The 25,769-nt window shown below is 71.4% G+C and carries 19 protein-coding genes and 1 tRNA gene; 11 read left to right on the top strand and 9 right to left on the bottom strand.

Features of this window, described 5'->3' with window-relative positions:
* Positions 1-41: 41 nt before the first annotated feature.
* Positions 42-117 (bottom strand) — tRNA-Thr (locus L2K70_RS15590).
* Positions 118-167: 50 nt separating this feature from the next.
* Between L2K70_RS15590 and L2K70_RS15595 the strand changes: the two genes are divergently transcribed.
* The 3 genes from L2K70_RS15595 to L2K70_RS15605 all read left to right on the top strand — a co-directional run bounded on the left by L2K70_RS15595 (position 168) and on the right by L2K70_RS15605 (position 4,361).
* Complete coding sequence (locus L2K70_RS15595) at positions 168-1,997, top strand: glycoside hydrolase family 13 protein (RefSeq protein ID WP_236403207.1); 1,830 nt, start codon at positions 168-170, stop codon at positions 1,995-1,997.
* Positions 1,998-2,006: 9 nt separating this feature from the next.
* Positions 2,007-3,230, top strand: coding sequence for a DUF4032 domain-containing protein (locus L2K70_RS15600; protein ID WP_236403211.1), 1,224 nt, complete (start codon positions 2,007-2,009; stop codon positions 3,228-3,230).
* An 84-nt stretch (positions 3,231-3,314) separates the two neighbouring features.
* The gene (locus tag L2K70_RS15605; protein WP_236403222.1) at positions 3,315-4,361 is read left to right on the top strand and encodes an NPCBM/NEW2 domain-containing protein; all 1,047 of its coding nucleotides are present in this window, start codon (positions 3,315-3,317) and stop codon (positions 4,359-4,361) included.
* A 32-nt stretch (positions 4,362-4,393) separates the two neighbouring features.
* Here L2K70_RS15605 and L2K70_RS15610 read toward each other — a convergent pair whose 3' ends face one another.
* The 4 genes from L2K70_RS15610 to L2K70_RS15625 all read right to left on the bottom strand — a co-directional run bounded on the left by L2K70_RS15610 (position 4,394) and on the right by L2K70_RS15625 (position 15,439).
* Complete coding sequence (locus tag L2K70_RS15610) at positions 4,394-5,899, bottom strand: metallophosphoesterase (RefSeq protein ID WP_236403224.1); 1,506 nt, start codon at positions 5,897-5,899, stop codon at positions 4,394-4,396.
* A 10-nt stretch (positions 5,900-5,909) separates the two neighbouring features.
* On the bottom strand, positions 5,910-6,872 hold the full coding sequence (gene rlmB / locus L2K70_RS15615) for a 23S rRNA (guanosine(2251)-2'-O)-methyltransferase RlmB (RefSeq protein WP_236403225.1): 963 nt from the start codon (positions 6,870-6,872) through the stop codon (positions 5,910-5,912).
* A 66-nt stretch (positions 6,873-6,938) separates the two neighbouring features.
* A complete protein-coding gene (gene cysS / locus L2K70_RS15620) occupies positions 6,939-8,330 on the bottom strand; it encodes a cysteine--tRNA ligase (RefSeq protein WP_236403226.1) in 1,392 nt (463 codons plus the stop codon).
* Positions 8,331-8,446: 116 nt separating this feature from the next.
* A complete protein-coding gene (locus L2K70_RS15625; protein WP_236403229.1) occupies positions 8,447-15,439 on the bottom strand; it encodes an ExeM/NucH family extracellular endonuclease in 6,993 nt (2,330 codons plus the stop codon).
* A 190-nt stretch (positions 15,440-15,629) separates the two neighbouring features.
* Here L2K70_RS15625 and L2K70_RS21740 point away from each other — a divergent pair, with 190 nt between their 5' ends.
* Positions 15,630-16,838 (top strand): C39 family peptidase, encoded by a 1,209-nt coding sequence (locus tag L2K70_RS21740; protein WP_236403234.1) that lies wholly within the window; start codon positions 15,630-15,632, stop codon positions 16,836-16,838.
* Here L2K70_RS21740 and L2K70_RS15635 read toward each other — a convergent pair whose 3' ends face one another.
* Positions 16,839-18,368, bottom strand: coding sequence for a molybdopterin-dependent oxidoreductase (locus tag L2K70_RS15635; protein ID WP_236403237.1), 1,530 nt, complete (start codon positions 18,366-18,368; stop codon positions 16,839-16,841).
* A 64-nt stretch (positions 18,369-18,432) separates the two neighbouring features.
* Here L2K70_RS15635 and ispF point away from each other — a divergent pair, with 64 nt between their 5' ends.
* On the top strand, positions 18,433-18,900 hold the full coding sequence (gene ispF, locus L2K70_RS15640; RefSeq protein WP_236403239.1) for a 2-C-methyl-D-erythritol 2,4-cyclodiphosphate synthase: 468 nt from the start codon (positions 18,433-18,435) through the stop codon (positions 18,898-18,900).
* Positions 18,897-19,589, top strand: a complete 693-nt coding sequence (locus L2K70_RS15645) for an IspD/TarI family cytidylyltransferase (protein WP_236403250.1) — start codon at positions 18,897-18,899, stop codon at positions 19,587-19,589. The genes ispF and L2K70_RS15645 overlap by 4 nt, the downstream gene beginning before the upstream one ends.
* Here the strand turns inward: L2K70_RS15645 and L2K70_RS15650 are convergent.
* Together L2K70_RS15650 and L2K70_RS15655 are read right to left on the bottom strand one after the other, a co-directional pair.
* Positions 19,564-19,983, bottom strand: a complete 420-nt coding sequence (locus L2K70_RS15650; protein WP_236403253.1) for a 2-C-methyl-D-erythritol 4-phosphate cytidylyltransferase — start codon at positions 19,981-19,983, stop codon at positions 19,564-19,566. The genes L2K70_RS15645 and L2K70_RS15650 overlap by 26 nt on opposite strands.
* A gap of 170 nt (positions 19,984-20,153) precedes the next feature.
* Positions 20,154-20,639, bottom strand: coding sequence for a CarD family transcriptional regulator (locus tag L2K70_RS15655; RefSeq protein WP_236403256.1), 486 nt, complete (start codon positions 20,637-20,639; stop codon positions 20,154-20,156).
* Between the two features lie 153 nt (positions 20,640-20,792).
* Between L2K70_RS15655 and L2K70_RS15660 the strand changes: the two genes are divergently transcribed.
* The 3 genes from L2K70_RS15660 to L2K70_RS15670 are packed head-to-tail and all read left to right on the top strand — an operon-like array spanning position 20,793 to position 22,742.
* Positions 20,793-21,488, top strand: a complete 696-nt coding sequence (locus tag L2K70_RS15660) for a UbiA family prenyltransferase (protein ID WP_236403258.1) — start codon at positions 20,793-20,795, stop codon at positions 21,486-21,488.
* Between the two features lie 43 nt (positions 21,489-21,531).
* Positions 21,532-22,002 carry a copper chaperone PCu(A)C gene (locus L2K70_RS15665; RefSeq protein ID WP_236403260.1) on the top strand — a complete coding sequence of 157 codons (471 nt, stop codon included), beginning with the start codon at positions 21,532-21,534 and terminating at the stop codon, positions 22,000-22,002.
* Positions 21,999-22,742 (top strand): phosphoglyceromutase, encoded by a 744-nt coding sequence (locus L2K70_RS15670; RefSeq protein WP_236403261.1) that lies wholly within the window; start codon positions 21,999-22,001, stop codon positions 22,740-22,742. The genes L2K70_RS15665 and L2K70_RS15670 overlap by 4 nt, the downstream gene beginning before the upstream one ends.
* 305 nt (positions 22,743-23,047) lie before the next feature.
* On the opposite strand, the gene phoU is transcribed toward L2K70_RS15670, so the two are convergent.
* The gene (gene phoU / locus L2K70_RS15675; protein ID WP_236403264.1) at positions 23,048-23,698 is read right to left on the bottom strand and encodes a phosphate signaling complex protein PhoU; all 651 of its coding nucleotides are present in this window, start codon (positions 23,696-23,698) and stop codon (positions 23,048-23,050) included.
* Between the two features lie 120 nt (positions 23,699-23,818).
* Between phoU and L2K70_RS15680 the strand changes: the two genes are divergently transcribed.
* Positions 23,819-25,042, top strand: coding sequence for a sensor histidine kinase (locus L2K70_RS15680; RefSeq protein ID WP_236403270.1), 1,224 nt, complete (start codon positions 23,819-23,821; stop codon positions 25,040-25,042).
* Complete coding sequence (locus L2K70_RS15685; protein WP_236403271.1) at positions 25,039-25,716, top strand: response regulator; 678 nt, start codon at positions 25,039-25,041, stop codon at positions 25,714-25,716. Before L2K70_RS15680 ends, L2K70_RS15685 begins: the two co-directional genes overlap by 4 nt.
* Positions 25,717-25,769 lie beyond the last annotated feature (53 nt).

Consider the following 25,769-nt stretch of genomic DNA (forward strand, 5'->3'; position numbering starts at 1 on the left):
CCCCGACCAGCGGCTGGGCCGAGGATCGGCCGGCGAGGGCCTGGAGCCGGTGACAGGAGTCGAACCCGCGACATCTTCTTTACAAGAGAAGCGCTCTACCAACTGAGCTACACCGGCGTGCGCCAGAAGGGCGCGGCGGCAATCCTAGGTGGTGGAGGATGTCGCCCGTGAGCCTCCTCCACCTGCCGCACCACGACGGCTCCCCGCTCTACCTGTCCGACGAGGCGCCGAGCCTGGGCGACCGGGTGACCGTGCGGATCAGGACCAGTCCCGGCGACCCGGTGGACGCGGTCTGGCTGCGCACGACGTACGACGCCGAGCCGGTGTTCCACCCCGCCACCGCCACCGCGGAGGGCGACGCGGTGTGGTGGGAGGCGGCGCTGCCGGTGCACAACCCGGTCACCCACTACCGGTTCCTGCTCGTGCGCGGTAGCGAGCAGGAGTGGCTCACCGGCGCCGGCCTGGTCGGCCACGACGTCCCCGATGCCGACGACTTCCGCCTGGCCGCCTTCCCGTCCGCGCCGGACTGGGGGCGCGACGCGGTGGTCTACCAGGTCTTCCCGGACCGGTTCGCCCGCTCGGCGGCGGCCGACGAGCGCGAGGTGCCCGACTGGGCGCTGGCGGCCGAGTGGGACGACGAGGTGTGCTTCGAGGGCCACGACCCACGCACCCCCATGCAGCTCTTCGGCGGCGACCTCGACGGCATCACCGAGCACCTCGACCACGTCGAGCAGGTCGGCGCGGATGTCATCTACACGACACCGGTCTTCCCGGGCGAGAGCAACCACCGCTACAACGCGACCACCTTCACCGAGGTCGACCCGCTGCTCGGCGGCGACGAGGCCTACGCCCGGCTGAGCTCGGCGGTCCACGCGCGCGGCTGGCGGATCCTCGGCGACCTGACCACCAACCACACCGGCGACACCCACGAGTGGTTCCTGTCCGCGGTCGACGGCGTCGACGACCCGCACCGCGCCTTCTACTACTTCGAGGAGGACGGCACCTACGCGTGCTGGATGGGCCACGGGACGCTGCCCAAGATCAACCACGCCAACCTCGACGTGCGCCACGCGATGGTCGAGGGTCCGCACTCGGTGGTCGGGCGCTGGCTCCGGCCGCCGTACGACGTCGACGGCTGGCGCATCGACGTCGCCAACATGACCGGCCGGCTGGGCGACATCGACGTCGCGCACGAGGTGGCGCGGGCGGTACGGGCCACGGCGGCGGAGCTGCGCGAGGACCCGTGGATCATCGGCGAGCACAACCACGACGCGACCGGTGACGTCGACGGCGACGGCTGGCACGGCACGATGAACTATTCCGGCTTCTCCTGGCCGGTCTGGTCGTGGCTGCGCGACCCGTCCTCGCCCGCGCGACCCTTCGGTCGCCCCGTGCCGGTCCCCCGGCGCGACGGCGCGACCGTCGTCGAGACGCTCCGGGCCTGGCAGGGCACGCTCGGCTGGCGCGCCACCGCGTCGAGCTGGAACATCCTCGGCTCCCACGACTCCGCCCGCATCCGCACGCTCGTCGGCGGTAACGCCGCCGTGCACCGGGTCGCCGCGGGCCTGCAGTTCACCCTGCCCGGCGTCCCGATGCTCTTCGCGGGCGACGAGATCGGGCTCGAGGGGGTCAACGGCGAGGACGCGCGGCGCACCATGCCGTGGCACCGGCCCGACGAGTGGGACCGCACCACCCTGGCGGCGTACGCCGACCTCGCCCGGGTCCGCCGCGCCCACGTCGCCCTCCGGCGCGGCGGCTTGCGGTGGGCGCACGCCGACGTCGACACGATCGCCTTCGTGCGCGAGCACCCCGAGGGCGACGTCCTGGTCGCCGCCCGACGGGCAGCAGTACCTGCCTTCGCCCTGCCGGTGCCGTCGGGTCGGCACGTCCTCGGTTCGGAGCCCGGAGGACAGGACCTCGTGCGGGGGACTCATGGCGTCGAGGTGCCCGCGAGCGACGGCCCGCGCGTGGACGTCTGGGCCCTCGAGAACGGCTAGGGTCCAGCCATGGCCATGCGCATCGTCGCCAACCGGCCGGACCCGGCCATCCTCGGCCTGCCGTGGCACCTGCCGCTCGAGGACTGGCCCGACGACGTCGTCGTACCGCTCCCGCGGGGCCTGTCGCGGCACGTCGTGCGCATCGTGCGGCTCGGTGACCGCGTCTACGCCGTCAAGGAGACCCAGGACGACATCGCCTTCCGCGAGTACCGCATGCTCCGCGACCTGCAGCGGATCGGGATGCCCGCGGTCCTGCCGCAGGGCGTCGTGACGGGCCGCGAGGACGCCGAGGGCGACGAGCTGCCGGCAGCCCTCATCACCCGGCACCTCCAGTTCTCGCTGCCCTACCGCAGCCTCTTCAGCCGCGGGATGACGGCGGAGCACGTGCCGAAGCTGATCGACGCCATCGTCGTGCTGCTCGTGCGGCTGCACCTCGCCGGCTTCTACTGGGGCGACGTGTCGCTGTCCAACGTCCTGTTCCGGCGCAACGCCGGCGAGTTCTCGGCCTACCTCGTCGACGCGGAGACCGGCGAGCTGCGCGACGAGGTCGGCCAGCGCATGCGGGAGTACGACATCACTGTCGGCTGCGAGAACATCTTCGCCGAGCTGATGGACCTCGAGGCCAGCGGCGCGGTCCACGAGATCGACGGCTTCGCGATCATCGAGCACCTGCGCTCGCGCTACGAGGCTTTGTGGAGCGAGCTCACCGACCTCGAGGAGTTCCGCGCCGACGAGATGTGGCGCATCGAGCGACGCGTCGAGCGGCTCAACGACCTCGGCTTCGACGTCGACGAGCTCGACATCGTCACCGACCTCGACGGCGACACCGTCCGGATCCAGCCCAAGGTCGTGGACCTCGGCCACCACGCACGCGAGATCCAGGCGCTCACCGGGATGACCGTCGAGGACAACCAGGCCCGCCGCCTGCTCAACGACCTCGCCTCCTTCACCGCTCACTTCGACCTCGGTCGCGAGGACCGGCACCTCGTCGCCAGCCGGTGGATGCACGAGATCTTCGAGCCGATCATGGCGATGATCCCGCCCGACGCCACCGGCAAGCTCGAGCCGGCCGAGGTCTTCCACGAGATCCTCGAGCACCGCTGGTACCTCTCGGAGCAGGCCGGCCACGAGATCGGGATCCACGAGACCGCGCGCGACTACATCGACCGGATGCTCACGGCCAAGCCGGATGAGGCGATCGCCGGCGACGAGGACATCACGGCCGGGGAGTGACGTGTCCGCCCCCCACTTGTGGGGAGTGCGGTCGGCGGGTGGACCGGCGGAGGATCCGAGGACCATCACCCACCGGAGGCCCTCATGCGCCTGGTCCACGCCGTCGTCGCGGCACTCCTGCTCGCCCTGCTCGCCCCGCCCGGGGTTGCGGCGACACCGTCCGCGGAGCACAAGGCCCAGCGCCCCCGCGTCTCCATCACCGCCTCCCCGGAGTGGGTGAGGAAGGGCGGCATCGTCACCCTGACCGGCACCGTCAAGGGCGTGCGGGGCCGCGCGTCCGTCACGATCTTCCAGAAGACCAAGGGCAAGTCGTGGGTCGTCGAGGCCGTGAAGCGGACCACCCGCAAGGGTCGCTTCACCCACCGCGAGGACGTGACGTCCGGCGACCGCACCTACAAGGCCTGCGTGAAGCGGGCATGCGACAGCGTCCTGGTGCACATGGGTCAGCAGCCGAAGCAGTCCACTGCCGTCTCCCTCACCGGGCAGAGCGCCTCGACCGTCGAGGCCGGTCAGTCATTCAGCGTGTCGGGCACGGCCAGTGCGAACCTCAACGGCCAGCAGGTGCAGGTCCAGGCCTACGACGGCGCCACCTCGGCCTGGAGCGCCGTGTCCACCGCCATCGTGCAGGGCTCCCAGTGGGCGACCACCATGAGCGTCGGCACCGCGGGCAAGGCGATCCCGCTCCGCGCCGTCTTCTCCGGGGGCACCGGCCTGAGCCCGTCGGTCAGCAACCAGTCCGCGGTCGCGGTGTACGGCTGGTACTACCTCGAGGACCTGTCCACGGTGGAGGGGTCATGGGACCTCGATGGCGCTCAACGCATCAGCGGCGTGACCTACCCGAGGTCCGTGGGGGAGAACGACGAGACGATCCAGGTCGACCTCCAGCGGTCGTGCATCCGCTTCTCGGCAGCGGTCGGCCTCGACGACTCGAGCGCGAGCACGGACAAGTCTTCCATCCGACTCCTCACCGACTCTGTCGAGCGCTACGCCAACAACAACCTCACGCTGGGCGTCGGCTCTGCGGTCGCCTTCGACGTCACGGGTGCCCTCAGGTTCGTGTTCGAGCCTGCAGGGATCAATGATGAGCCCCAGATCGTGCTTGGCGACGCCCGGGTCCTCTGCGCGTTCTGATCCGCCGGACCGGGCTGAGGACCAGGGGGACCTCAGCCCGGCTCGATCGGGCTCCACTCCCCCACGAGCCACGACCCGTCGGTGCGCAGCCGCACCCACTGGAGGCCGGTCGGGCGCCCGTCGGCGTACGTCACCAGGCTGACGTCGGCGTCGCGCCGCGGCTTGCTGCCGAGCGCGATGGCGTAGGCCGCGCCGCCGGTGGTGCCGTTGGTCCACGTCCAGCCGGACGCGTCGCCCTCGCCCGCCACCTCGGTCGGCCCGGCCTGCACGTGGGTGTGCCCGCCGACCACGAGGTCGACGCACCCCCGCTCCAGCGCCGCTCGACCGAGGTTCGCGTCGTGCACGAGGACGGTGCTCACCCGCTCGCCGTCCTCGGCTGCTGCGCAGGCGGCATCGGCCAGCCGGTCCCCTACCTCGGTGAAGCTCAGGCCGGACTCGTCGCGCCAGTTGCCCAGGCCGCTGCTGCGTGGGTCGTCGACGCCGAGGAGGGTGCCGCCCCACGGCGCGTCGACCGCCTCGCCGTCGAGCATCGTCCAGCCCGCGTCGGCCAGGTAGGTGCTGACGAAGGAGCCGTGGTCGTGGTTGCCGGCCACGCCGAACCGGTCCCAGTCGTCGAAGGTCGAGGCGAGCGAGTCGAGACTGAATGCCTCCCACGGCTGCCCGGTCGAGGTGTCGTCGCCGGCGTCGAGCACCACGGTCGCCCCGGCCGCCTCGCCGACGGCGCGCGCGACCCGGTCCATGCCGATGTTGTCGTGCCGGTCGCTCACCAGCAGCGCCACGGTCTCGCCGTTCTCGGGCTGACGCACGTCGAGGTCGGCCGCCTGCTCGGCGGCCGTGGAGTAGAACTCCTTGCTCCTGTCGTAGGTGTCGATGGCGCTGAGCACGAGGCGCTTGCTCTGCGTCGTCACCGGTCCGGAGCGGACCTCGATGTCGCGCACCTCGGCGGGCAGCTCCACGCCGGGGCCGGCGAGCTCGGCCAGCGTCTGCCAGCTCCCCTGGGCCTCCTGGGTCTCCTCGCTCGACTCCCACGGCTGCCAGATGAGCACTGCCAGCACCGCGAGCAGTGCGGCGGCGATGACGCCCTGCCGGGTCCGGAGCCCGCGGAACAGCTGGCCGCGCCGGTGCCGGCCGAGGAGCAGGAACACCGCGACCGGCAGCAGGCCGATGCCCAGGCCCCGGATGGCGGCCGAGACGGCCATGTCGACGACGACGCCCTGCACCTTCTCGACGGGCGCGGTGGGGTCGCCCGCGATGTACGCGTAGCGCTCGACGAGCTCCTCGATGGAACCGACCTCGGTCTTGCCGAGGGTGATGGTGACGCCGACGGGCCCCACGTCACGGAAGCGGAAGTCCGGCAGGAGCGGCCCCGTCTGCACGACCGCGTCGTCGGCCAGCGTGGGGCGCACGACGGCGTCGTGGCCGGCCACGACCGTCGTCCGGCTGCTGTTGAGGAACAGCGAGACCGCGACCACCAGCCCGAGCGCCACGCTGCCGGCGAGCAGCAGCGCGCCGACGAGCAGGCGGCCGGGGGTGCTCATGCCGCCCGCATCAGTCGCGCAGGCGGGCCTGGGAGATCGCATACAGGGCGACCGAGGCGGCCACGCCGGCGTTGAGGGACTCGAGCTGGCCGGCCATCGGGATCGACACGATCTGGTCGCACGTGTCGGCCACCAGGCGGCCCAGGCCCGTGCCTTCGGACCCGACGACCACGACGAGCGGGCCCTCGGCCAGGCCGTCCGGCGCGACGAGCTCAGGCAGGGTCAGGTCACCATCGGCCGCGAGTCCGACCACCATGCAGCCGGCCTCCTGGTAGGCCTTCAGCTGGCGGGTGAGGTTCACGGTCTGGGCGATCGGCAGGCGGGCGGCCGCACCGGCGCTGGTCTTCCAGGCCGAGGCGGTCATGCCCGCCGCACGACGCTCGGGGATCAGCACGCCGTGCGCACCGAAGCCCGCCGCCGAGCGCACCACGGCGCCGAGGTTGCGCGGGTCGGTGACCGAGTCCAGGGCCACGATGAGCGCCGGCTCCTTGGCGTCGTCGGCCCGCTCGAGCAGGTCGTCGGCGTGCGCGTACTCGTAGGCCGGGAGCCGAGCCGCCAGCCCCTGGTGCACGGCGCCACCGGTCATCCGGTCCATCTCGTTGCGGGTGACCTCGAGGAGCTTGAGGCCCTGCTCGGCGGCGAGCTTGAACGCCTCCCGCAGCCGGCCGTCGCGCTCGGCTCCCTCCGCGACGTAGACGGCCGTCACCGGTACGCCGCCGCGCAGCAGCTCCACGACCGAGTTGCGGCCCGCGGCCCACTCGGCGTCGGACGTCGTACGACGCTTGGTACGCACGGTGGCGGCCTTCTCGGCGCGCTTCGCCGCCTTGTGCGCCTGGTGGTAGGGGCGGTCCTTGGCCTTCGGCGTGGGGCCCTTGCCCTCGAGGCCGCGCCGGACGCGCCCGCCCGAGCCGGCGGTGGGGTTGCCCTTGCCGGACTTCTTGATCGCGCCCTTGCGCTTGGAGTTACCAGCCACGGAGTGCCCCTCTTCGGTGATTGAGGAGGGCGCGCAGCGCCCGTCTCGAAATCCCTGCCATGTCCTTCACACGCTCCACTTCGGGCCGGTGGGGGTGTCCTCCACCTCGACGCCGGCCGCCTTGATCTGGTCGCGGATCGCATCCGCGCGGGCCCAGTCCTTCGCCTCGCGCGCGGCCGCCCGCTCGGCCAGCAGGCCCTGGACCAACGCGTCGACCACGCTGGTGAGCTTGTCGTCGCCCGTGCCGGTGGCCCACGCCTCGTCTGCCGGGTTGAGCCCGAGCACGTCAAGCATCGCGCGTACCTGAGCAGCGATCTGGGCCGTGACCGAGGTCCCCACCGCCAGCGCACTGTTGCCCTGTCGCACGTGGTCGTGGATCACTGCCACCGCTGCCGGAGTGCCGAGGTCGTCGTCCATGGCTGCGGCGAACTCATCGGGCACCGCGCTGGCAACCGCCGTGCCACCAGCCCGGTCGAGGAAGTCCTCGATCCGCCGGAAGCCCTTCGCCGCCTCGTCGAGCGCCTCGAAGCTGAACTCGACGTGCGAGCGGTAGTGCGCCGACACCATGTAGTAGCGCAGCTCGATCCCACGGACCCGCTCGAGCACCGAGGGGATCAGCAGGGAGTTGCCGAGCGACTTGCTCATCTTCTCGCCGGCGGTGGTGATCCAGGCGTTGTGCAGCCAGTACGACGAGAACGGCCGGCCGGCCGCCCGCGACTGGGCCTGCTCGTTCTCGTGGTGCGGGAAGCGCAGGTCGACGCCGCCGCCGTGGATGTCGAAGGCGGGGCCGAGGTACTTGCCGGCCATGGCCGAGCACTCGATGTGCCATCCCGGGCGACCCGGACCGTAGGGAGAAGGCCAGGCGGCGGTCTGCGGCTCGCTGTCCTTCTTCCAGCCCTTCCACAGGGCGAAGTCGCGCGGGTCCCGCTTGCCGCGGGGGTCCGCGTCGCCGGCGGGCTCCATGTCCTCGACCTTCTGACGGGTGAGCTCGCCGTAGGCGGGCCAGCTCCGCACGTCGAAGTAGACGTCGCCGCTGCCGTCCTCGGCCGCGTAGGCGTGGCCGCGGGCGACGAGCTCCTCGATCAGCTCGAGGATCTCGGGGACGTGCCCCGTCGCCCCCGGCTCGTACGTCGGCGGGAGCACGTTGATCGCGGCCAGCGCCTTGTCGAGCGCGCGCTTCATGGCGGCGGCGAGGGCGTACCAGTGGATCCCCTGCTCCGCGGCCTTCGCCAGGATCTTGTCGTCGATGTCGGTGACGTTGCGGATGAAGTCGACCTCGTAGCCGGTGGCCGACAGCCAACGGCGCAGCACGTCGAAGTTCACCGCGGAGCGGACATGGCCGACGTGCGGCTCGGACTGCACGGTGAGCCCACACACGTAGATGCCCGCCCGGCCCGGTTGCAGGGGGACGAAGTCGCGCGTCTCGCGCGTCGCGGTGTCGTGGAGCCTCAGAGTCACCCGCAGAGTCTAGGGGCGGGTGCGACCATCGCCCGAGTCGCGGACGGCGGACGAGGAAGTCCTGAGCCGCCGTGGGGGCAGCTCAGGACTTCCTCGGAGCAGGGCGGCTGGGGGGCTCAGCCGACCCGCATGCGGGTGCTCGTGCGACCAGCCAGGGTGTGCTTGTCGCCGAGGTACTCCACCTTGACGACGTACTTCCCGGATCGCGGCACCCGGACCTTGGCGACGACCTTGCCGTCGTCGCCGAGCCTCTCGGTGACCTCCTTCTCCCAGGAGCCACCCACCTCCTTGACCAGGACGACGACCTTGCCGGCGGCGTCACCGGCGACGCTGGAGACCGAGGCCTTGATCTTCGCCTTGTCACCGGCGTCGACCGAGGCCGGGACGGCGACCTCCACCGTCGAGCGGCCCTTCTCCACTGTGACGGTCATCGTGCTCTGGCTGGGTGCGTAGTTGCCCGCGCCGAGGTAGGTCACCCTCAGCGTGTGCGTGCCGACCTCGAGCGACCTGGCCGGCAGCGCGATCCGCGCGGTGCCGTCACCGAGCAGGGACGCAGCGCCCAGCTTGGTGGTGCCCTCGTGGAGCTCGACGGTGCCACCCGATGCCGGGGTCACGGTGATCGCCACCGACGACGCCTTGGCCCACTGCAGGGTCACGTCGGGCGCCGACACGGTGGTCGGGGCCTTCAACACCCTGACGGACACGACGGACTGGCTGGCCGTGTAGCTGCCGTCACCCAGGTACTTCAGCGTCAGCGAGTGGTCGCCGGCACCGAGCGCACGGGCGGCCATCGCGATGGATGCCGAGCCGCCCGACAGCGTGCCCTGACCGAGCTTGGTCGCGCCGCTGTAGAGCTCGACCGTGCCGGTCGGGGCAGGCGGCACCAGCGTCCGGGCCGCGGCAACCGGGGCCACCACCACGGACACCGATCCGGCGTTGCCCCACGTGAGGTCGGCAGCCGTTCCCGACACCGACGTGGACTCCTTCACGACCGTGACGGTCACCGAGCCCTGGCTGTCGCCGTGGCTGCTGTCGCCCTCGAGCTTCAGCGTCAGCGAGTGGGTCCCCACTGCCAGCGCCTGGGGCTTGATGTCGATGCTCGAAGCGCCGTTGGACACCGGTCCCTCACCCAGCTTGGTCGCACCGTCGAAGAGCTCGACGGCGCCACCCGCGTCAGCGGGGGTGACGGTGACGGACACGGAGCCGGACCGGGTCCAGGTGATGTCCTCAGCCGTTCCGGAGACGGTCGTGGACGCCTTGACGACGTTCACCGTGACCGTGCCCTCGTCAGCGACATGGTTGGCGTCGCCGAGGTACTCCAGGGTCAGCTCGTGGTCGCCCACGGGCAGGCTCTTCGCCGGGATGGTGAGCGTGGCCGCACCGGAGGTCAGGGTGGCCTCGTCCATCTTGGTCGCACCGGCGTACAGCTGGACCGTGCCGGTCGCGGCCGACGGGGTCACCGTCACCGACACCGAGCCGGCGTCACCCCACACGATGTCCGCAGCAGTACCGGACACCGACGACGCCGCCTTGGTGACCGTCACCGACACAGAACCCTGCGAGGGCTTGGTGTTGTCGTCACCCAGGTACTTCAGCGTCAGGGTGTGCGTGCCCACCGAGAGCGCCTCGGCGGGGATCGTGATCGTCGTGGCGTCGCCCCCGAGGGTGCCTTCGCCGATCTTGTCCGTGCCGTCGCGGAGCTCGACCGTCCCCGTGGCCGTGCCGGGCTCGACTGTCACGGAGACCGAGCCGGCGTCGCCCCAGACGATGTCCGCGGCAGAGCCCGACACCGTGGAGGAGACGCGGGTGTCGGTCACCGGGACCTCGAGGGTCGCGACCGTGCCGGTGGTGCCACCGGTGAGGGTGACCAGCTCGGTCGGACCGGTGAGGCCGGCGGGCAGCGTGAAGCTGACCGTGCCCGCGCCCGGGACGTCGTACGGCGTCGACGGCAGCGCCGTCGTCACGGGGAACGTGCCGAGCGGGCGCGCCCCCATGGAGACGGCCACCGTGGTGTCGACCTTGTCGCCCTCACCCGTCATCGACAGCGAGTCGACGGGGATGGTGACGGTCTCGCCGGCCGAGAAGGGACCGGCCGGGACGCGGGCGCCCACGGCATGCTGTGCGTGGTCGACCGACAGCGACGGGTGTGCGGCGAGGTAGTCGACCGTGGCCTGCAGGTCCGTGAACCCGGTGTCCTGGACGTTCGTGCCCAGGGTCAGCGCGCGGAAGTTGTCACCGCCGGTGGCCAGGAAGCTGTTGGCCGACACCGTGTAGGTGTGCGTCGGGTCGATCGCCGTGCCGTCGAGCCACATCCCGGTGATCCGGTCGCCCTCGGCGCGCGAGGAGTCCTCGGTCCAGGTGAAGCCCTTCGACGTGCCGAGCCGCAGGAACGGTCGCGACGGGACGTTGCCGTCGGGGTCGCGCTGCCACTGCTGCTCGAGGAGCACCTTGAGCTGGGCGCCGGTGAGGTCGACCGTGACGAGCGTGTTGGCGAACGGCTGGACGTCGGCCGCCTCGCGGTAGGTCACCGGGCCGGGGCCCTCGTCGGTCCCGATCAGATCGGCACGCAGGCCGCCCGGGTTCATCACACCGATGTCGGCGCCGGTCTTCCACGCCTGGATCTCCGCGACCTGGTTGCCGAGCGTCGACTCGCCACCACGGTTCTCGACCGTGGCGCCGTTCTCGTCGACGCGTCGCGCCCGCTTGAACGGGCCGGTGACCTGGCCGAGCACCTGGGCGCCCTTGACGGCCGCCACGTCGACCGCGGACTGCACGATCGCCTTGGTCGCGGCGTCCTCGTCGTAGTCCTTCATCGCCAGGACGTGCTGACGGATCCGGGCCAGCTGCTTGGTGCCCGGGGTGAACTCGAACTCGAGCTGGTTGAGGTAGGAGCCGTACTGGCCCGCGGACACGACCGGACGGTCGATCGTCTTGCCCGCCACGGCCACCTTGCAGTTGTACTTCAGGTGGGTGTGGCCGGAGATGATCGCGTCGACGTTGGCGTTGGCGCCGTGGGCGATGCGACCGAAGGTCGACGTGGTGTCCGACCCGATGGTCGCGCAGTTGGGGCTCGGAGCGCCCTCGTGGACGAGCTCGATGACCAGGTCGCAGGGCTCGCCGCCGCAACCATCGGCCTTGAGCTGGTCGGCAGCCGCGTTGACCTCGTCGACGATGCTGGTGATCTCCAGGCCCTGGATCGAGCTGGGGGCCACGAGCGAGTCGAGGTCCTCGGTCACCGCGCCGACGAAGCCGACGGAGATGCCCTGACCGCCGTTGAGGTCGGGGAAGTCCTTCCACCAGGTGGCGCCGTTGGCGTGGGCGTAGTTGCCGTCGGTGCGGTCGCTCTTGAGCGCGTACGCACCGGTGTCGGCGTCACGGACGTTGGCCGCGATGTAGGGCCACGAGGCACCACCCTCGGCGTCGTCCTTCGACATGATGCGGTTCATCAGGTCGTCGTAGCCCTGGTCGAACTCGTGGTTGCCCGCGGCGGAGACCTCGAGGCCCGCCTCGTTCATCGCGTCGATCGTCGGCTTGTCGTTCTGGATGAACGACTCGAACGTCGAGGCGCCGACGATGTCGCCGGCCATCACGAAGGCGGTGTCCGGGTTGGCCGCACGCAGCTGCTTGACCGCGCCGGCCATGGCCGCGGCACCCGCCGAGGCGCTCGCCGGGTCGTCGAGCAGGCGACCGTGGAAGTCGTTGGACGCCAGGACCTGGATGGTGTCGACCTCGCCCGACGCCGGCGTCTTCGGCGCGTTGATGCCGATGATCTCCGGGTTGTGGTCCGACGCGCGGAACTGGTTGGGCGCGTAGAGGTTCGTGAGGTTCGCGTTGTAGCGCGAGTACTCGTAGTAGACCGACTCGTTGGAGTTGATCTCCCACACGTCCTTGCCGGTCACCCAGCCCCGAGCGGCCTCGTTGGCGAAGACGTGGTCGAGCGATCCGGAGAGACCGCCGAAGCTGTAGGTCTTCTGACCGTTGGCCGGGTGCAGGTCCTCGTAGCCGGCCGCGACGATCGTCTTGACCGGGTCCTCCTGCGAGTAGGCGTTGTAGTCGCCGGTCAGGAAGGCCGCCTCGATCTGCTTGTCGTCGAGGAAGTCGTTGGCGAACGCGACCAGCGCCTTGGCCTGACGGACGCGGTCACCGTTGTAGAAGCCTGCGCCGTTGCCGATGTCGTCGTTGTCACCCAGCGGGACGGTCGGCGTCACCGACGGACCGCCCTTGGACTTGAAGTGGTTGACGATCACCGCGAAGCCGTCGGCGTTCGAGCCGCCCTTGCGGACGAAGGCCTGTGCGAGCGGCTCCCGCGCGTTGCGGAAAGGAGCGCTGTTGACGAGGATCCGGCTGCGTCCAATCGTCTCCACCGTGTCCGGGTTGTAGATGAACGCCGAGCGGATGGCGTCCTGCTCCAGGAGCGACGGCTGCGCGGCCGGTCGGGGCGACGGGACGAAGGCCCAGCGGTTGTCGTCGCCCGGGTGGGACGCGGCCCAGTCGGCGTTGAGGACGTCGACGAGGTGGCTCACGGCCGCGTCGCGGTCACGGCCATCGATGATCTTGCTGGAGTTCTCGACCTCCTCCAGGCTCATGACGTCGGCGTCCATCGTGTTGATGGCCTTGATCTCCTTGGCCTGCTGACGCTCGAAGTCTGCGGTGAGAGCCGACAGATCGGTGCCCCCGCTCTTCTGTGCGGCACCGCGCGGGCCGGGCCACAGCAGGTTCCCCTTGCTGTCGTACTCACCGCACTCGTTGTTGCTGACGCGGTCGCCGGAACGATCCGTGTAGTAGGTGCAGTTGCGCGTCAGGCGCGGCTGCGTCGCGTCGACCGGGTTCGGGTTGAACGAGGGTGACGCCTTGTACTGCTCACCGGTGACGGTGAAGTAGTTGAGCATGTTGAACGTGGCGATCTTGAGGTTGCCGTCCGAGCCGAGCACGTCGTCGGGAGCTGCGTTCAGTGCTCGGGTGTCCTGGAAGGCAACGCCCTGCGCGGTGCCGGCGGTGCCGGGCGCCACGCGGGTACGGGTGTCGAGGCGCCACATGTCGAAGCGGAACGTGAAGATCAGCGGCTGCGCGAAGGTCACCTTCGCGCCCACGCGGGGCGAGCTGGTCGTGGTCAGCCACGGGAAGCCCGCTACGTCCTCGACCGAGGAGGCCGAGTAGTCGACGTCGGCGCCGTCGTCGAGGGTGACGCGGTGCGCCTCGTTCCAGGCGTTGTGCTCGGCCAGGGCGGCAGCGTCCGACGCGGGAATCTCCTCGGTGCCGATCACGAGCGGGTCGTCGCTGTTCGCGGCGAGGCCGATCTCGCCCTGCATGGCGAAGCCGAGCGAGCCGGACTGGGCCCAGGCGCTGCCGTCGTAGGAGTCGGAGACGGTGTAGTGGCCGGTGGGCTGGAAGGCCTCGCCCTCGTGGGCCTCGCGCAGTGCCGCCAGCTCGGCGCCCGTGGCGCACTCGCCGACGGCGCAGGTGGTGCCGGGCAGGTCGGCGCCCGGGACGATGGCCGGGAGGGCGGTCGGCAGGGCGACGACGTCGGCTGGCTTGGCCGGGCTGATCTCGGTGAGCCCGAAGTACTCCGTCACCTTGCCGGTGACGCGAACGGAGTCGCCGATCGCCGGCGACGTCTTGGTGCCCATGAAGACGAAGACGGCGTCGGAGGCCCCCGGGGTGTCGGGCGTGCCGCCAGTCTGGAGGTAGAAGCCGGCGAGCTCCGTGAGGTGGGTGGACGAACCGGAGCCGTAGCGACCGCTGCCGTAGACAGCGGTGACGACGCCCTCGGTGGTCGCGTAGTCGTCGACGTACGGCGAGGCTGCGCCGGTGCCCTGGATCTCGGCGATGGTGCGCGTCGGCACCGCGGACACGGTGAGGGTGAACGACGTCTGCGAGGTGCGCGAACCGCCGTCGGTCACGGTGGCCGTGACCGCGAAGGTGCCGGTTGCGGTCGGCGTGCCCGAGACGACACCCGCGGACGACATGGTGACGCCGGCCGGGAGGCCGGTCGCCGACCAGCTGTAGGCCGGAGCGCCACCGGTCGACGCCATCGTGAAGCTGGGCATGGTCTGGTTGACATAGGCCGTCTTGTCGCCCGGGTTGGTGGCGACCAGCGGATCAGGAGCGGAGACGACGATGTCGAAGGTGGTCGACGCAACCGTCGAGGCGGCGTCCGTCGCCGTCACGGTGACGGGGAACGACCCCGTCGCGGTGGGCTTCCCAGAGATCACGCCGGTCGACGACATCGCGAGTCCAGCCGGCAGGCCCTCGACCGAGAGGGTGTAGGGCCGGGTTCCGCCGCCCACGCGAACGGTGAAGCCGGAGATCGGGGTGTCGGCGAAGAAGGACTTGTCGCCGGGGTCGGTGACGGTCAGCGGGCCGGAGGTCTCGGTGATCGAGATGTTGTCGATCCCGATGTGCTCGTTGCTGCCCGAGGCGTTGTCGAGCGTGATCACACGGAGGAACACATCGGCCTTGTTGTCGACGTCGGCGGGCAGCGCGACGGACACGCGGGTCGAGGTGACGGTCGTGTTGCTGACTGCGGTCGCGTCGTTCAGGTACGCCGCGGGAATGTTGGTGTAGGCGCCCGAGGTGCCGACGCGGTACTGGAGCGCCACCCGGGTCGGCTGGTCGTCCGTGCCGCTGTCCAGGTCCTGGACGTCGTACGCCATGTCGAGGCCGGCCTTGCCGGTCGTGTTGAGGTGGAAGACCAGCAACGGTGTGGTGACGGTCCCGGTCGCGCTCAGGGCGACCGTCCTGTCCGCAGCGGGAACCGCGCCGAACCCGAGGACCCCTCCGGTGCTGACCGTGTTGGGCAAGGACGTGCTCGCCTGGTTCAGCAGCTGCGAGGTGAGGGTCCCCTCTGCTGTCAGGTTGCCGACGTTCGTCGTGTTCGGCTGGTTCGCCGCCGCGATCGTCGTGCCCGTGGAGAAGCCCTCCACCCCTGGGAAATCAGCCCAGGTGCTCGTCGTGGTGAGCCCGGACCAGTCCTGCGTGTAGGGGAACGACGAGATCGCCGACGAGACGCTCGCGCTGGCCGGGGCGGTGAAGCCCATGGCCAGCGAGCCGGCCACGAGAGCGAGGAGGGATGTGAGGCTGAGCGCGGTGCGGGGGGCGCGTCGAGGCAAGGCGAAGTCTCCGAGGTGAGAGGGCCGCAGGACGACCCGGTGGCGGCCTCGGACAACCTAAGTCGGACCTGAGACATTCTTCGAAAAACACCTGCCAATTTCGGCGGGGACACTTCGTGAACTATCGCCATGAGTCATTGGCGGTTGTGACTCCTGAGACCGGTGGGACGCGACGGGTTATCGTCGTCCGGTGCTCCGACGCCCCGCTCGTGCCCTCCTGCTCCTGTCGCTCGTGCTGGGCGCGACGGCGCCCGCGTCGTCCGCCACGGCAGGCGGCGGGGAGCCGCGCGCGAAGGCCACACCCCACGTCTCGCTCGTCTCGTGGAGCTCCTACGCCGACTTCAAGGCCGGCACGCGCACGGGTCTCAAGCTGGGCCGCGGGCAGGTCTCGCTGCTGAAGCCGAAGGCGCGCACGGTGGCCGGCCGGACCTACGAGGCCGGCTCGTGGACCTCGCCGTGGGCCACGCCGGGCTTCGACGCGACCGCTCTGATCCCGACCTGGGAGGCCACCACTCCCGGCAGGAGCCTGGTGCGGGTCGAGGTGCGCGCCATGGCCGTCGACGGCTCCACCGGCAGCTGGGACACGATGGCGGACTGGTCCCGGACGGGCCGGCCCGTCGCGCGGACGTCGTACTCCGGACAGCCGGACGACCTCGGTCGCGTCAGCGTCGACACCTGGTACGCCGCCGGCTCGATCGCCGCGTGGCAGGTGCGGGTCACCCTCATGCGACCGCGCGGGTCGCGCCTGGCGGTCAGCCTCGAGCGCGTCGGCGCCGTCGCGTCGCTCGACGCCACCGCGCCCCGACCGACGTCGGCGCCCGGACCCGCGGTCGGCACCGTGCTCCCCGTCCCGACGCTGTCCCAGATGGTGCACAGCGGGCACTACCCGCAGTGGGGCGGCGGTGGTGAGGCGTGGTGCTCGGCGACCTCCACAGCGATGGTGCTGGGCTACTACGGCATCTCGCCCGCGCCGACCGGCATCACGCCCGGCCACGTCGACGCCGTCGTCGACCACACCGCCAAGATGGTCTACGACCACGGCTACCGCGGCACGGGCAACTGGGCGTTCAACACCGCCTACGCGGCGACCCTCGTCGGCGGCGACTCCTACGTCACGCGGATGACCGGGCTGCGAGAGGCCGAGGACTACATCGCAGCGGGCGTGCCGCTCGTCATCTCGGTCGCGTTCGGGCGCAACCAGCTGGCGGGGGCACCGATCTCGTCCAGCAACGGCCACCTGCTGGTGGTCGTGGGCTTCGAGGCCGACGGCGACGTCGTCGTCAACGACCCGGCGGCTGCGACCGACGCGGAGGTCCGCCGCGTCTACGACCGCGCCCAGCTCGAGCGGATCTGGATCGCCGCCTCCGGCGGGACGGCGTACGTCATCCGCAACGGCTAGTCAGCCGGCGCTGATCCCGATCGTGTGCAGGCCGGTCGACCCGTCGGGGTCGGGTGCGCGGACGACGTCGGTCTGGGTCTGCCCGTCCTTGCCGATCGCGCGCACGCGGATGGTGTGGTCGCCCTTCGGCACGTCGACGGTGACCCGCCACTGCACCCAGGGGTCGACCGACGGCGCGTCGCCGAGGTCCGCGCGCTCCCACTCGCGGCCGTCGACCTGCACCTCGACCGCCTCGATGCCGGTGTGCTGGTGCCAGGCCACGCCGCCGATCGCCAGCTCGCCGGCCGGTACGTCGTCACCCGCCTGCGGTACGTCGATGCGCGAGGCGATCTTGACCGGTCCCAGCGCCGACCAGCCCTTGTCCGTCCAGTAGCCCATTGCGTCGTCGAAGGTGGTGACCTCCATGTCGACCACCCACTTGGTCGCCGAGACGTAGCCGTAGAGGCCGGGGACGACCGTGCGGACCGGGAAGCCGTGCTCGATGGGCAGCGGGCGTCCGTTCATCGCGACGGCGAGCATCGCGTCGCGGTCGTCGGTGAGCGCGGCGAGCGGCGTCACGCAGGTCCACCCGTCCTCGGAGGTCTGGAGGACCGCGTCGGCCTTGGCGGACACCCCGAGGTCGGCCAGCAGGTCCGCCAGGCGTACGCCGCTCCACCGGGCGTTGCCCACGAGGCCGCCGCCCACCTCGTTGCTGACGCAGTTGAGGGTGATCCATGACTCGGTGAGCTCACGCGCGACCAGGTCGGAGAAGCTCAGCACGAGCTCGCGGTCGACGAGACCGTGGATGCGCAGCGACCACTCCGTGGGCTCGATGGTCGGCTTCGCCAGGGTCGTGTCGATCAGGTAGAAGTCCTCGTTGGGCGTCTGCCACGGCGCGATGCCGGCGAGGTCGACCGACGTGGCCGGCGGGGGCTGCCGACGCGTGACACCGGGGATCCGGAGCAGCCGGCGGCTCGCCTCGACGTGACGGCGTCCGGCGCCGACCACCCGGCCACCGACGGCGATCCCGACCGCCGCGAGCGAGATCGCACCCGCCACCATCACGAAGACCCGGCGCTCACTCGACTCGAGGTCGGGGCGGCGCCGCCCGCGACGCAGCGCGTCGTTGAGGGCGGAGTGCGCGGTCACCCAGGTGACCAGTCCGACGAGCACCGGGATGACGTCGGTGGGGACGGCGCCGCGCTGCGCCAGCACCGCCGCCAGGCCGACCCCGGCCAGGGCGAACCAGACCACCTGCGGCTGCCAGAAGCCACGCTGGGCGAGACGACCGGCGAGGGCGAAGAGACCGACGAGGATCACCAGGATCCCGAGGACCAGGGCGGGCTTGTCGAGGTGGCCGAGCACCGAGATCGCGCGCTCGGCAGCCTCTCCCGGCGTCAGCCTGATCACCAGCTCGGCGACGGCCACGACGGGCGACTCGCGGATGGTGAGCACCATCGCGGCGGCATAGCTCGTCGCGAGGCCGGCCAGTCCGGCGAGCACTCCGGCGAGCGCCCACGGCGCACGGCGGCCTGTGTCGTGTCCGATCACGTCTCAATTGTGGCCGAGGACCGGGCATGATGCGGACGTGACGTCCTTACAGCACGCTTACGGCATGCGCATCGGCATCGGGACCGACGTCCACCGGCTGGTGCCCGGCGTGCCGATGCACCTCGCCGGCCTGGCCTGGCCCGACGAGCCCGCCGGGCTCGAGGGCCACTCCGACGCCGACGTGGCCGCGCACGCCGCGTGCGACGCCCTCTTCTCGGCCGCCGGGCTGGGCGACCTCGGGACGAACTTCGGCACCACGGAGCCCGAGTGGGCGGGCGCCTCCGGCGTCGCGCTGCTCGCCGAGACCGCCCGCCGCGTGCGCGACGCCGGCTGGGAGGTCGGCAACGTCTCGGTGCAGGTGATCGGCAACGTGCCGCGCCTCGGACCGCGTCGCGACGAGGCGACCGCCGCCCTCTCCGAGGCGATCGGCGCCTCCGTCAGCCTGTCGGCCACGACCACGGACGGGCTGGGCCTGACCGGCCGCGGTGAGGGTGTTGCTGCCATCGCGACCGCTCTGGTCGTCCGTCCATGAGCGGTACGGCCGCGATCGTCCTGGCCGCCGGCTCGGGCACCCGCGTCGGCGGCGACGTCAACAAGGTGCTGCTGCCCCTCCTCGACGTCCCGGTCCTGGTGTGGTCGGTGCGCGACGCGCTCGACCTGTCCGACCTGCGCCGCCTCGTGCTCGTCGTACGACCCGGGGACCGCGCAGCCGTCGAGGCGGCGGTCGCGCCGCACCTCGGGGACCGCGAGGTGCTGGTGGTGGACGGCGGGGCCACCCGCCACCAGTCGGAGTGGGCGGCGATCCGGGTGCTCGCCGAGGACATCGCGGCGGGCGCGGTCGACGTCGTCGTCGTCCACGACGGCGCCCGCCCGCTCGCCGGCACCCGCCTGTGGCGCTCGGTCGTCGACGCGGCTCGCGGGACCGGCGGCGCGATCCCGGTCGTGCGCGTCGAGGGACTGGTGCACGGCGACCTGACCCCGGTCACCGACGAGGTCGGGGCGGTGCAGACGCCCCAGGCGTTCCGCGCCGACGACCTGCTGAGCTCCTACCGCGCGGCGGCCGCCGACGGCTTCGAGGGCACGGACACCGCGGCCTGCGTGACGACGTACGCCGGTGTGGCGGTCGCCGCGGTGCCGAGCACCTCGCTCAACCTCAAGGTCACCTTCCCCGAGGACGTGGCGCTCGCGGCCGGGCTCAGCGCGTCGCGGGCCCCCCGGTGAGGGCATCGAGGAGCCGGACGTCCTCGACCGACGAGACGCGTCGGCCATCGGACGGCGCGGGGAGCAGGCGGATCGGGTGACCGGCGGCCGCGAGGTCGGCCACGGCCCGGGCGAGGTCGGTCGCGGGCTGTCGGTCCAGCTGGGAGGCGACGGCTGCCGGGAGGACGAGCGGTGAGGTGATCGCGACGAGGTCGTCACGATCGAGGGTCTCGCCGACGCGGGCCCCGGTGACCACCTTGACGGTGTCGGTGACCGGGCGGCAGCCCACCACCACGTCGCCCGTCGCGCGCGCCTCGTCGAGGCACGCGGCGATGAACTCGGGTGGCGTCATCGGACACAGTGCGTCGTGCAGGACGACGTCCTCGCCGGAGGCGGCCAGGCCCTCCCAGGTCACGGTCGCGTCGACGAGGTCGACGCCCGACTCCCCCAGCGCCCACGCGGCGCACGCGACGAGCGCCTCCCCGCGGACGAGCTCGTAGGGCAGCGAGCCACGCTCGTCGTCCAGGACGAGACCGAGGCCCCGGGGACGGTCGTCCCAGGGGCCTCGGTCGGCGTCGTGCAGGCTCAGGAGGCGAGCACCTCGTCGAGCATGGTCTCGGCCTTGTCCTCGTTGGTCTTCTCCGCGAGCGCGAGCTCGGAGACCAGGATCTGGCGGGCCTTGGCCAGCATGCGCTTCTCGCCGGCCGACAGGCCGCGGTCGCGCTCCCGGCGCCACAGGTCGCGCACGACCTCCGACACCTTCATGACGTCACCGGAGTGCAGCTTCTCGAGGTTGGCCTTGTAGCGACGCGACCAGTTGGTCGGCTCCTCGACGTGAGCGGCCCGCAGCACGTCGAAGACGCGGTCGAGCCCCTCCTTGTCGACGACGTCGCGGACACCGACCAGGTCGAGGTTGCACGCCGGCACCCGGACGACCAGGTCCTGCTGGGCGACGATCCTGAGGACGAGGTACTGCCGGTCCTCTCCCTTGATCTTCCGCATCTCGATGTCCTCGATGACTGCGGCCCCGTGATTGGGATAGACGACCGTTTCGCCGACGGTGAAAGTCATATGTTCAGTTCCCTTTCCTAGGTGACCATTCTAACACGTGTGCGAACCGGCTCCCGACGCGTTTGTGCAGGTCAGAGGCCACATCCGGGCTTGACAGAACGGCCGTGGCCGTGCTGGCGCCCCCGGCCCGGAGGCCTCTGGCATGCTTCGCGCATGCCCACGCCACCCGCCGTGCTCCTGCTGCAGGCGGCGCAGCCGCGACACGCGATCACCGCCGCGATCGGGCTCGGAGCGGCGGCCGCGGTGAGCGGGCGACCGCTGCGGGAGGTGGGGCTCGTCGCGGCCACCGTGCTCGTGGGCCAGGGCATCATCGGCTGGTCCGACGACCTGACCGACCGGCGCCGCGACGAGCGGCACCAGCCCACCAAGCCCCTGGTGCGGGGTCTCGACCCCGGGACGGTCTGGTTCGCGCTGACCTGCGCGGTGCTGCTCGTCGTACCCCTCTCCGTGGCGCACGGCAGGCGGGCGGGCCTCGCCTACCTCGCCGTCGTCGTCGTCTCGGCAGTCGGCGACCGCTTCCTCCACGCCCGCCCGCTGTCGTTCCTGCCCTGGGTGGTGAGCTTCGCGCTGTACCCCGCGTTCCTGGCGTACGGCGGCTGGAACGGCGCCGGCACCTCGACGCCACCCACCGTGGCGATGACCGCGCTCGCCGCCGCGCTCGGCCTCGGCGTCCACGTGCTCACCGCGCTGCCGGGCCTCGTGCAGGACCACGAGGAGGGCGAGCGCTCGCTGCCGATGCTGCTGGCGCTGCGCATCGGGACCCCGCGGTTGCTGCTCGTCGCGGGTGTCTTCACCGCGCTCGTCGTCGTCGGGATCTTCGTCGCCGGGCGCACCGTCGGGCTCACCTGAGCCGGGCGCGGCGACGGCGCCCGACGACGCTAGGCTGTCGGCCATGCAGCATCGACTCCTCGTGAGCTCCGCCTTGGTCGTCGCTCTCGCCGCTCCGTTGTCCTCGTGCGGCTTCGACTACGCCACGGACCGCGACTACACGCCGGGCAGCGGCGCCAACACCCGCGAGGGACAGGTCGACGTGCTCTCCGCCGTCGTCGTGTCCGCTGCCCGGGGCTCCGGCACCTTCGTGGCCTCGCTGTCCAACAACAGCGACGACTCCGAGCAGACCTTCACCGCCGTCGCGGGCCAGGACGCCACGGTGACCGCGGCTGAGTTCGACCCGATCACCATCCCGGCCGGCGGCCTGGTCAACCTGGCCGACCCGCCCGCCGACATCGTGCTGACCGGCGACTTCGAGGCGGGCGACGTCGTACCCCTGACGTTCGACTTCGGCACCGGCGAGCGCGTCTCGCTCAACGTGCCGGTCGTGTCGGACGAGACCGGCTACTGGAAGGGACTCGACGCGTCATGACCCACACCCTCGTGCTGCTCCGCCACGGCGAGAGCGAGTGGAACGCCAAGAACCTGTTCACCGGCTGGGTCGACGTGGCCCTCACCGACAAGGGCCGCGCCGAGGCCGTCCGCGGCGGAGAGCTGATGAAGGAGGCCGGCGTCCTGCCCGACGTCGTGCACACCTCGCTCCAGCGTCGCGCGATCAACACCGCGGCCCTCTCGCTCGACGCGGCCGATCGCCACTGGATCCCCGTCAAGCGCTCGTGGCGGCTCAACGAGCGCCACTACGGCGCCCTGCAGGGCAAGGACAAGAAGCAGACGCTCGAGCAGTACGGCGAGGAGCAGTTCATGCTCTGGCGCCGCTCGTTCGACGTCCCCCCGCCGCCGCTCGACGACTCCGACGAGTGGTCCCAGGCCGACGACCCGCGCTACGCCGACCTCGGCGACGAGATGCCCCGCACCGAGTGCCTCAAGGACGTCATCGCGCGGTTCCTGCCCTACTGGGAGGGCGAGATCGTGCCCGACCTCCGGGCCGGGAGGACCGTGCTGGTCGCCGCCCACGGCAACAGCCTGCGCGCGCTCGTCAAGCACCTCGACGGGATCAGCGACGAGGACATCGCCGGCCTCAACATCCCGACCGGCATGCCCCTGCTCTACCGCCTCGACGAGTCGATGGAGCCGACCGTCGCCGGCGGCGAGTACCTCGACCCCGAGGCGGCCGCCGAGGCCGCCGCCGCGGTCGCCAACCAGGGCCGCTAGTCCTGTTCGAGCGGTGGTCCAGCCACATTCCCGACCGAGCGAATGTGGCTCCGCCACCGCTCGCGGGCGCGCCGTCGTACGACACGCCGCTGAGAGGTGGTCCAGCCACATTCCCGACCCGGGGAATGTGGCTCCACCACCGCTGCACGGCGCGCAGCGGTGAATGAGGGGGTTCGGGGCCCGCGGAACCCTCCTCACGCACCGCCGGCCGGTGCGTCGTCATACGACATGCGGTTGAGCGGTGGGAGGCGAGGATCCCGACGCTGCGGAACCTCCTCACGCATCGCTCGGGCGGGAGGCGCACGTCAGGCGCGCTCGGGCCGCTCGCCGGTGACGACGAAGACCACGCGGTTGGCGACCGACACGGAATGGTCGGCGATCCGCTCGTAGTAGCGGCCGAGCAGGGCGATGTCGACCGCGGCCTCGACGCCGTGCTGCCAGTCGGTCGAGAGCAGCTCGGTGAAGCTGCGGCGCCGGAGCTGGTCCATCACCTCGTCGTCGCGGCCGAGCTCGATCGCGGCCTCGACGTCGCGGTCGACGATGATGCCGCGCACCCGCCGGACCATGTCCTCGGCGGTCTCGGCCATCCGCTCCATCGTCGGGCGCAGCTCCTCGGGAACCGCCACCTGCGGCACCCGCAGCCGGGCGATCTTGGCGACGTGCACCGAGAGGTCGCCCATCCGCTCGAGCTCGCTGACCATCCGCAGCGCGGAGACGATCATCCGCAGGTCGCCGGCGACGGGCTGCTGCAGGGACAGCAGCTGGAACGACGTGTCGTCGACCCGCTCCCGGGCGTCGTCGATCGCCTTGTCGCCGCTGATCACCTGGTCGGCGGTGTGGATGTCGCCGGTCATCAGGGCCTTGGTGGCCTCGTGCACGGCGACCTCGACCATCCCGCAGATGTCGGAGAGGTCGGCGAAGATGCCGTCGAGCTGGTCATGGAAAGCCTCACGCATGGGCCGGACCCTAGGCAGCCCAGGCGAACAGATGACGGTGTGCGATGAACGGCGCGTGAACACTCGGCGCCGGACGTCCATCGAGGACTTCGGCACGGCCCCGATGCGTACGATGTGAGCGTGGATCCGACGATGCAGGCTGGTCTGGCCGCGATCGTCGGAGCAGTCATGGCAGGCGGCGCGGTGCTGGCGTGGCACATCAGCGACCGCCAGCGACACACCCTTCCCGAGGTCGAGCAACCGGTCGTCCAGGCCGGCGTGGCGGCGGTGCTCAGCATCCTGCGGTCGAGCGCCGTGGTGGTCGACGAGTCCGACCACGTGCTCAAGGCCTCCGCACCGGCGTACGCCTTCGGGCTGGTGCGCGGCAACACCCTCGTCGTGCCCGAGCTCCTCGACCTCGTCGCGCAGGTCAGGCGCGACGGCCAGATCCGCGAGAGCGAGCTCGACCTTTCTGCGCCCGACGGCGGTACCGCCCGCACCCTCACCGCCCGCGTCGCCCCCCTCGGCGCCCGGCTCGTGCTCGCGCTGGTCGAGGACCGGACGCGGGAGAAGCGGGTCGAGGAGGTCCGCCGCGACTTCGTCGCCAACGTCAGCCACGAGCTCAAGACCCCCGTCGGCGCCATCCGGCTGCTCGCCGAGGCGGTGGACGACGCCTCGGACGACCCGGAGGCCGTGCAGCGGTTCGCCGGCCGGATGCGCACCGAGAGCGACCGCCTGTCCAAGCTCGTCCAGCAGATCATCGAGCTGTCGCGACTCCAGGCCCACGACCCGCTCGAGAAGCCGGTGATGGTCGACCTGGACGCGGCCGTCGCGACGGCCGTCGACACGAGCGCCATCGAGGCGGCGGCCAAGGAGATCACCGTCGAGTCCCACGGCGAGCACGGCCTGGAGGTCTTCGGCTCCCAGGAGCTGATCGGCGCCGCGGTGAGCAACCTCGTCGCGAACGCCGTGGCCTACTCCGGCAACGGCTCGCGCGTCGTCGTCACGACCCGCTCAGAGGGCGACCACGTCCAGGTCAGCGTGGTCGACCAGGGCATCGGCATCCCCCCTCAGGACATCGACCGGATCTTCGAGCGGTTCTACCGCGTCGACCCCGCCCGACACCGGTCCACGGGCGGCACCGGCCTGGGCCTCGCCATCGTCAAGCACGTCGCCGCGACCCACGGCGGCGACATCTCCGTGTGGTCCGTGCAGGGGCAGGGCTCCACCTTCACCCTGACGCTCCCCCGCAACCCCGGCCCCGAGCGCGCGACGAACACCTCGCCCGTCGAGGTCGTCGTACCGGCCGATCCGGAGACCTCGCCGGTCACCCCTTCCAGATCACAGCAGGAGATCGATAGATGACACGCGTACTCGTCGTCGAGGACGAGGAGAGCTACAGCGACGCCCTCGCCTACATGCTGCGCAAGGAGGGCTACGAGGTGGCGATCGCCGCCGACGGCACCACCGCGCTCACCGAGTTCGACCGCTTCGGCCCCGACATCGTCCTGCTCGACCTCATGCTGCCGGGCATCCCCGGCACCGAGGTGTGCCGCCAGATCCGCCAGACGTCGTCGGTGCCGGTGATCATGGTCAGCGCGAAGGACGACGAGGTCGACAAGGTCGTCGGGCTCGAGCTCGGTGCGGACGACTACGTCACCAAGCCATACTCCCCGCGCGAGCTGGTCGCCCGGATCCGTGCCGTGCTCCGCCGCGGCCAGGAGCCCGAGCTGATGCCGGACACGCTCGAGGCCGGTCCGGTGCGCATGGACGTCGAGCGGCACGTCGTCACCGTCGACGGCAGCGAGCAGCGCCTGCCCCTCAAGGAGTTCGAGCTGCTCGAGATGTTCCTCCGCAACCCGGGGCGCGTGCTCACCCGCGGCCAGCTCATCGACCGCGTCTGGGGCTCCGACTACGTCGGCGACACCAAGACCCTCGACGTCCACGTCAAGCGGCTGCGCGCCAAGCTCGAGCCCGACCCGAGCGACCCGCGCTACCTCGTCACGGTCCGCGGCCTGGGTTACAAGCTGGACCTCTGACACGCTGCGGCGGGATGTCGTCGTACGACGTCCGAAATGCGCTGGCGACCCGT

This window comes from Nocardioides potassii, from assembly GCF_021648885.1.
In the GTDB taxonomy this organism is placed as follows: domain Bacteria; phylum Actinomycetota; class Actinomycetes; order Propionibacteriales; family Nocardioidaceae; genus Nocardioides; species Nocardioides potassii.

Excerpts from the sequence above, each read along its gene's own strand:
- L2K70_RS15600 (WP_236403211.1), top strand. The coding sequence starts at position 2,007 with ATGGCCATGCGCATCGTCGCCAACCGGCCGGACCCGGCCATCCTCGGC.
- L2K70_RS15605 (WP_236403222.1), top strand. The coding sequence starts at position 3,315 with ATGCGCCTGGTCCACGCCGTCGTCGCGGCACTCCTGCTCGCCCTGCTC.
- L2K70_RS15610 (WP_236403224.1), bottom strand. The coding sequence starts at position 5,899 with ATGAGCACCCCCGGCCGCCTGCTCGTCGGCGCGCTGCTGCTCGCCGGC.
- ispF (WP_236403239.1), top strand. The coding sequence starts at position 18,433 with ATGCGCATCGGCATCGGGACCGACGTCCACCGGCTGGTGCCCGGCGTG.
- L2K70_RS15645 (WP_236403250.1), top strand. The coding sequence starts at position 18,897 with ATGAGCGGTACGGCCGCGATCGTCCTGGCCGCCGGCTCGGGCACCCGC.
- L2K70_RS15655 (WP_236403256.1), bottom strand. The coding sequence starts at position 20,639 with ATGACTTTCACCGTCGGCGAAACGGTCGTCTATCCCAATCACGGGGCC.
- L2K70_RS15660 (WP_236403258.1), top strand. The coding sequence starts at position 20,793 with ATGCCCACGCCACCCGCCGTGCTCCTGCTGCAGGCGGCGCAGCCGCGA.
- L2K70_RS15665 (WP_236403260.1), top strand. The coding sequence starts at position 21,532 with ATGCAGCATCGACTCCTCGTGAGCTCCGCCTTGGTCGTCGCTCTCGCC.
- L2K70_RS15670 (WP_236403261.1), top strand. The coding sequence starts at position 21,999 with ATGACCCACACCCTCGTGCTGCTCCGCCACGGCGAGAGCGAGTGGAAC.
- phoU (WP_236403264.1), bottom strand. The coding sequence starts at position 23,698 with ATGCGTGAGGCTTTCCATGACCAGCTCGACGGCATCTTCGCCGACCTC.
- L2K70_RS15685 (WP_236403271.1), top strand. The coding sequence starts at position 25,039 with ATGACACGCGTACTCGTCGTCGAGGACGAGGAGAGCTACAGCGACGCC.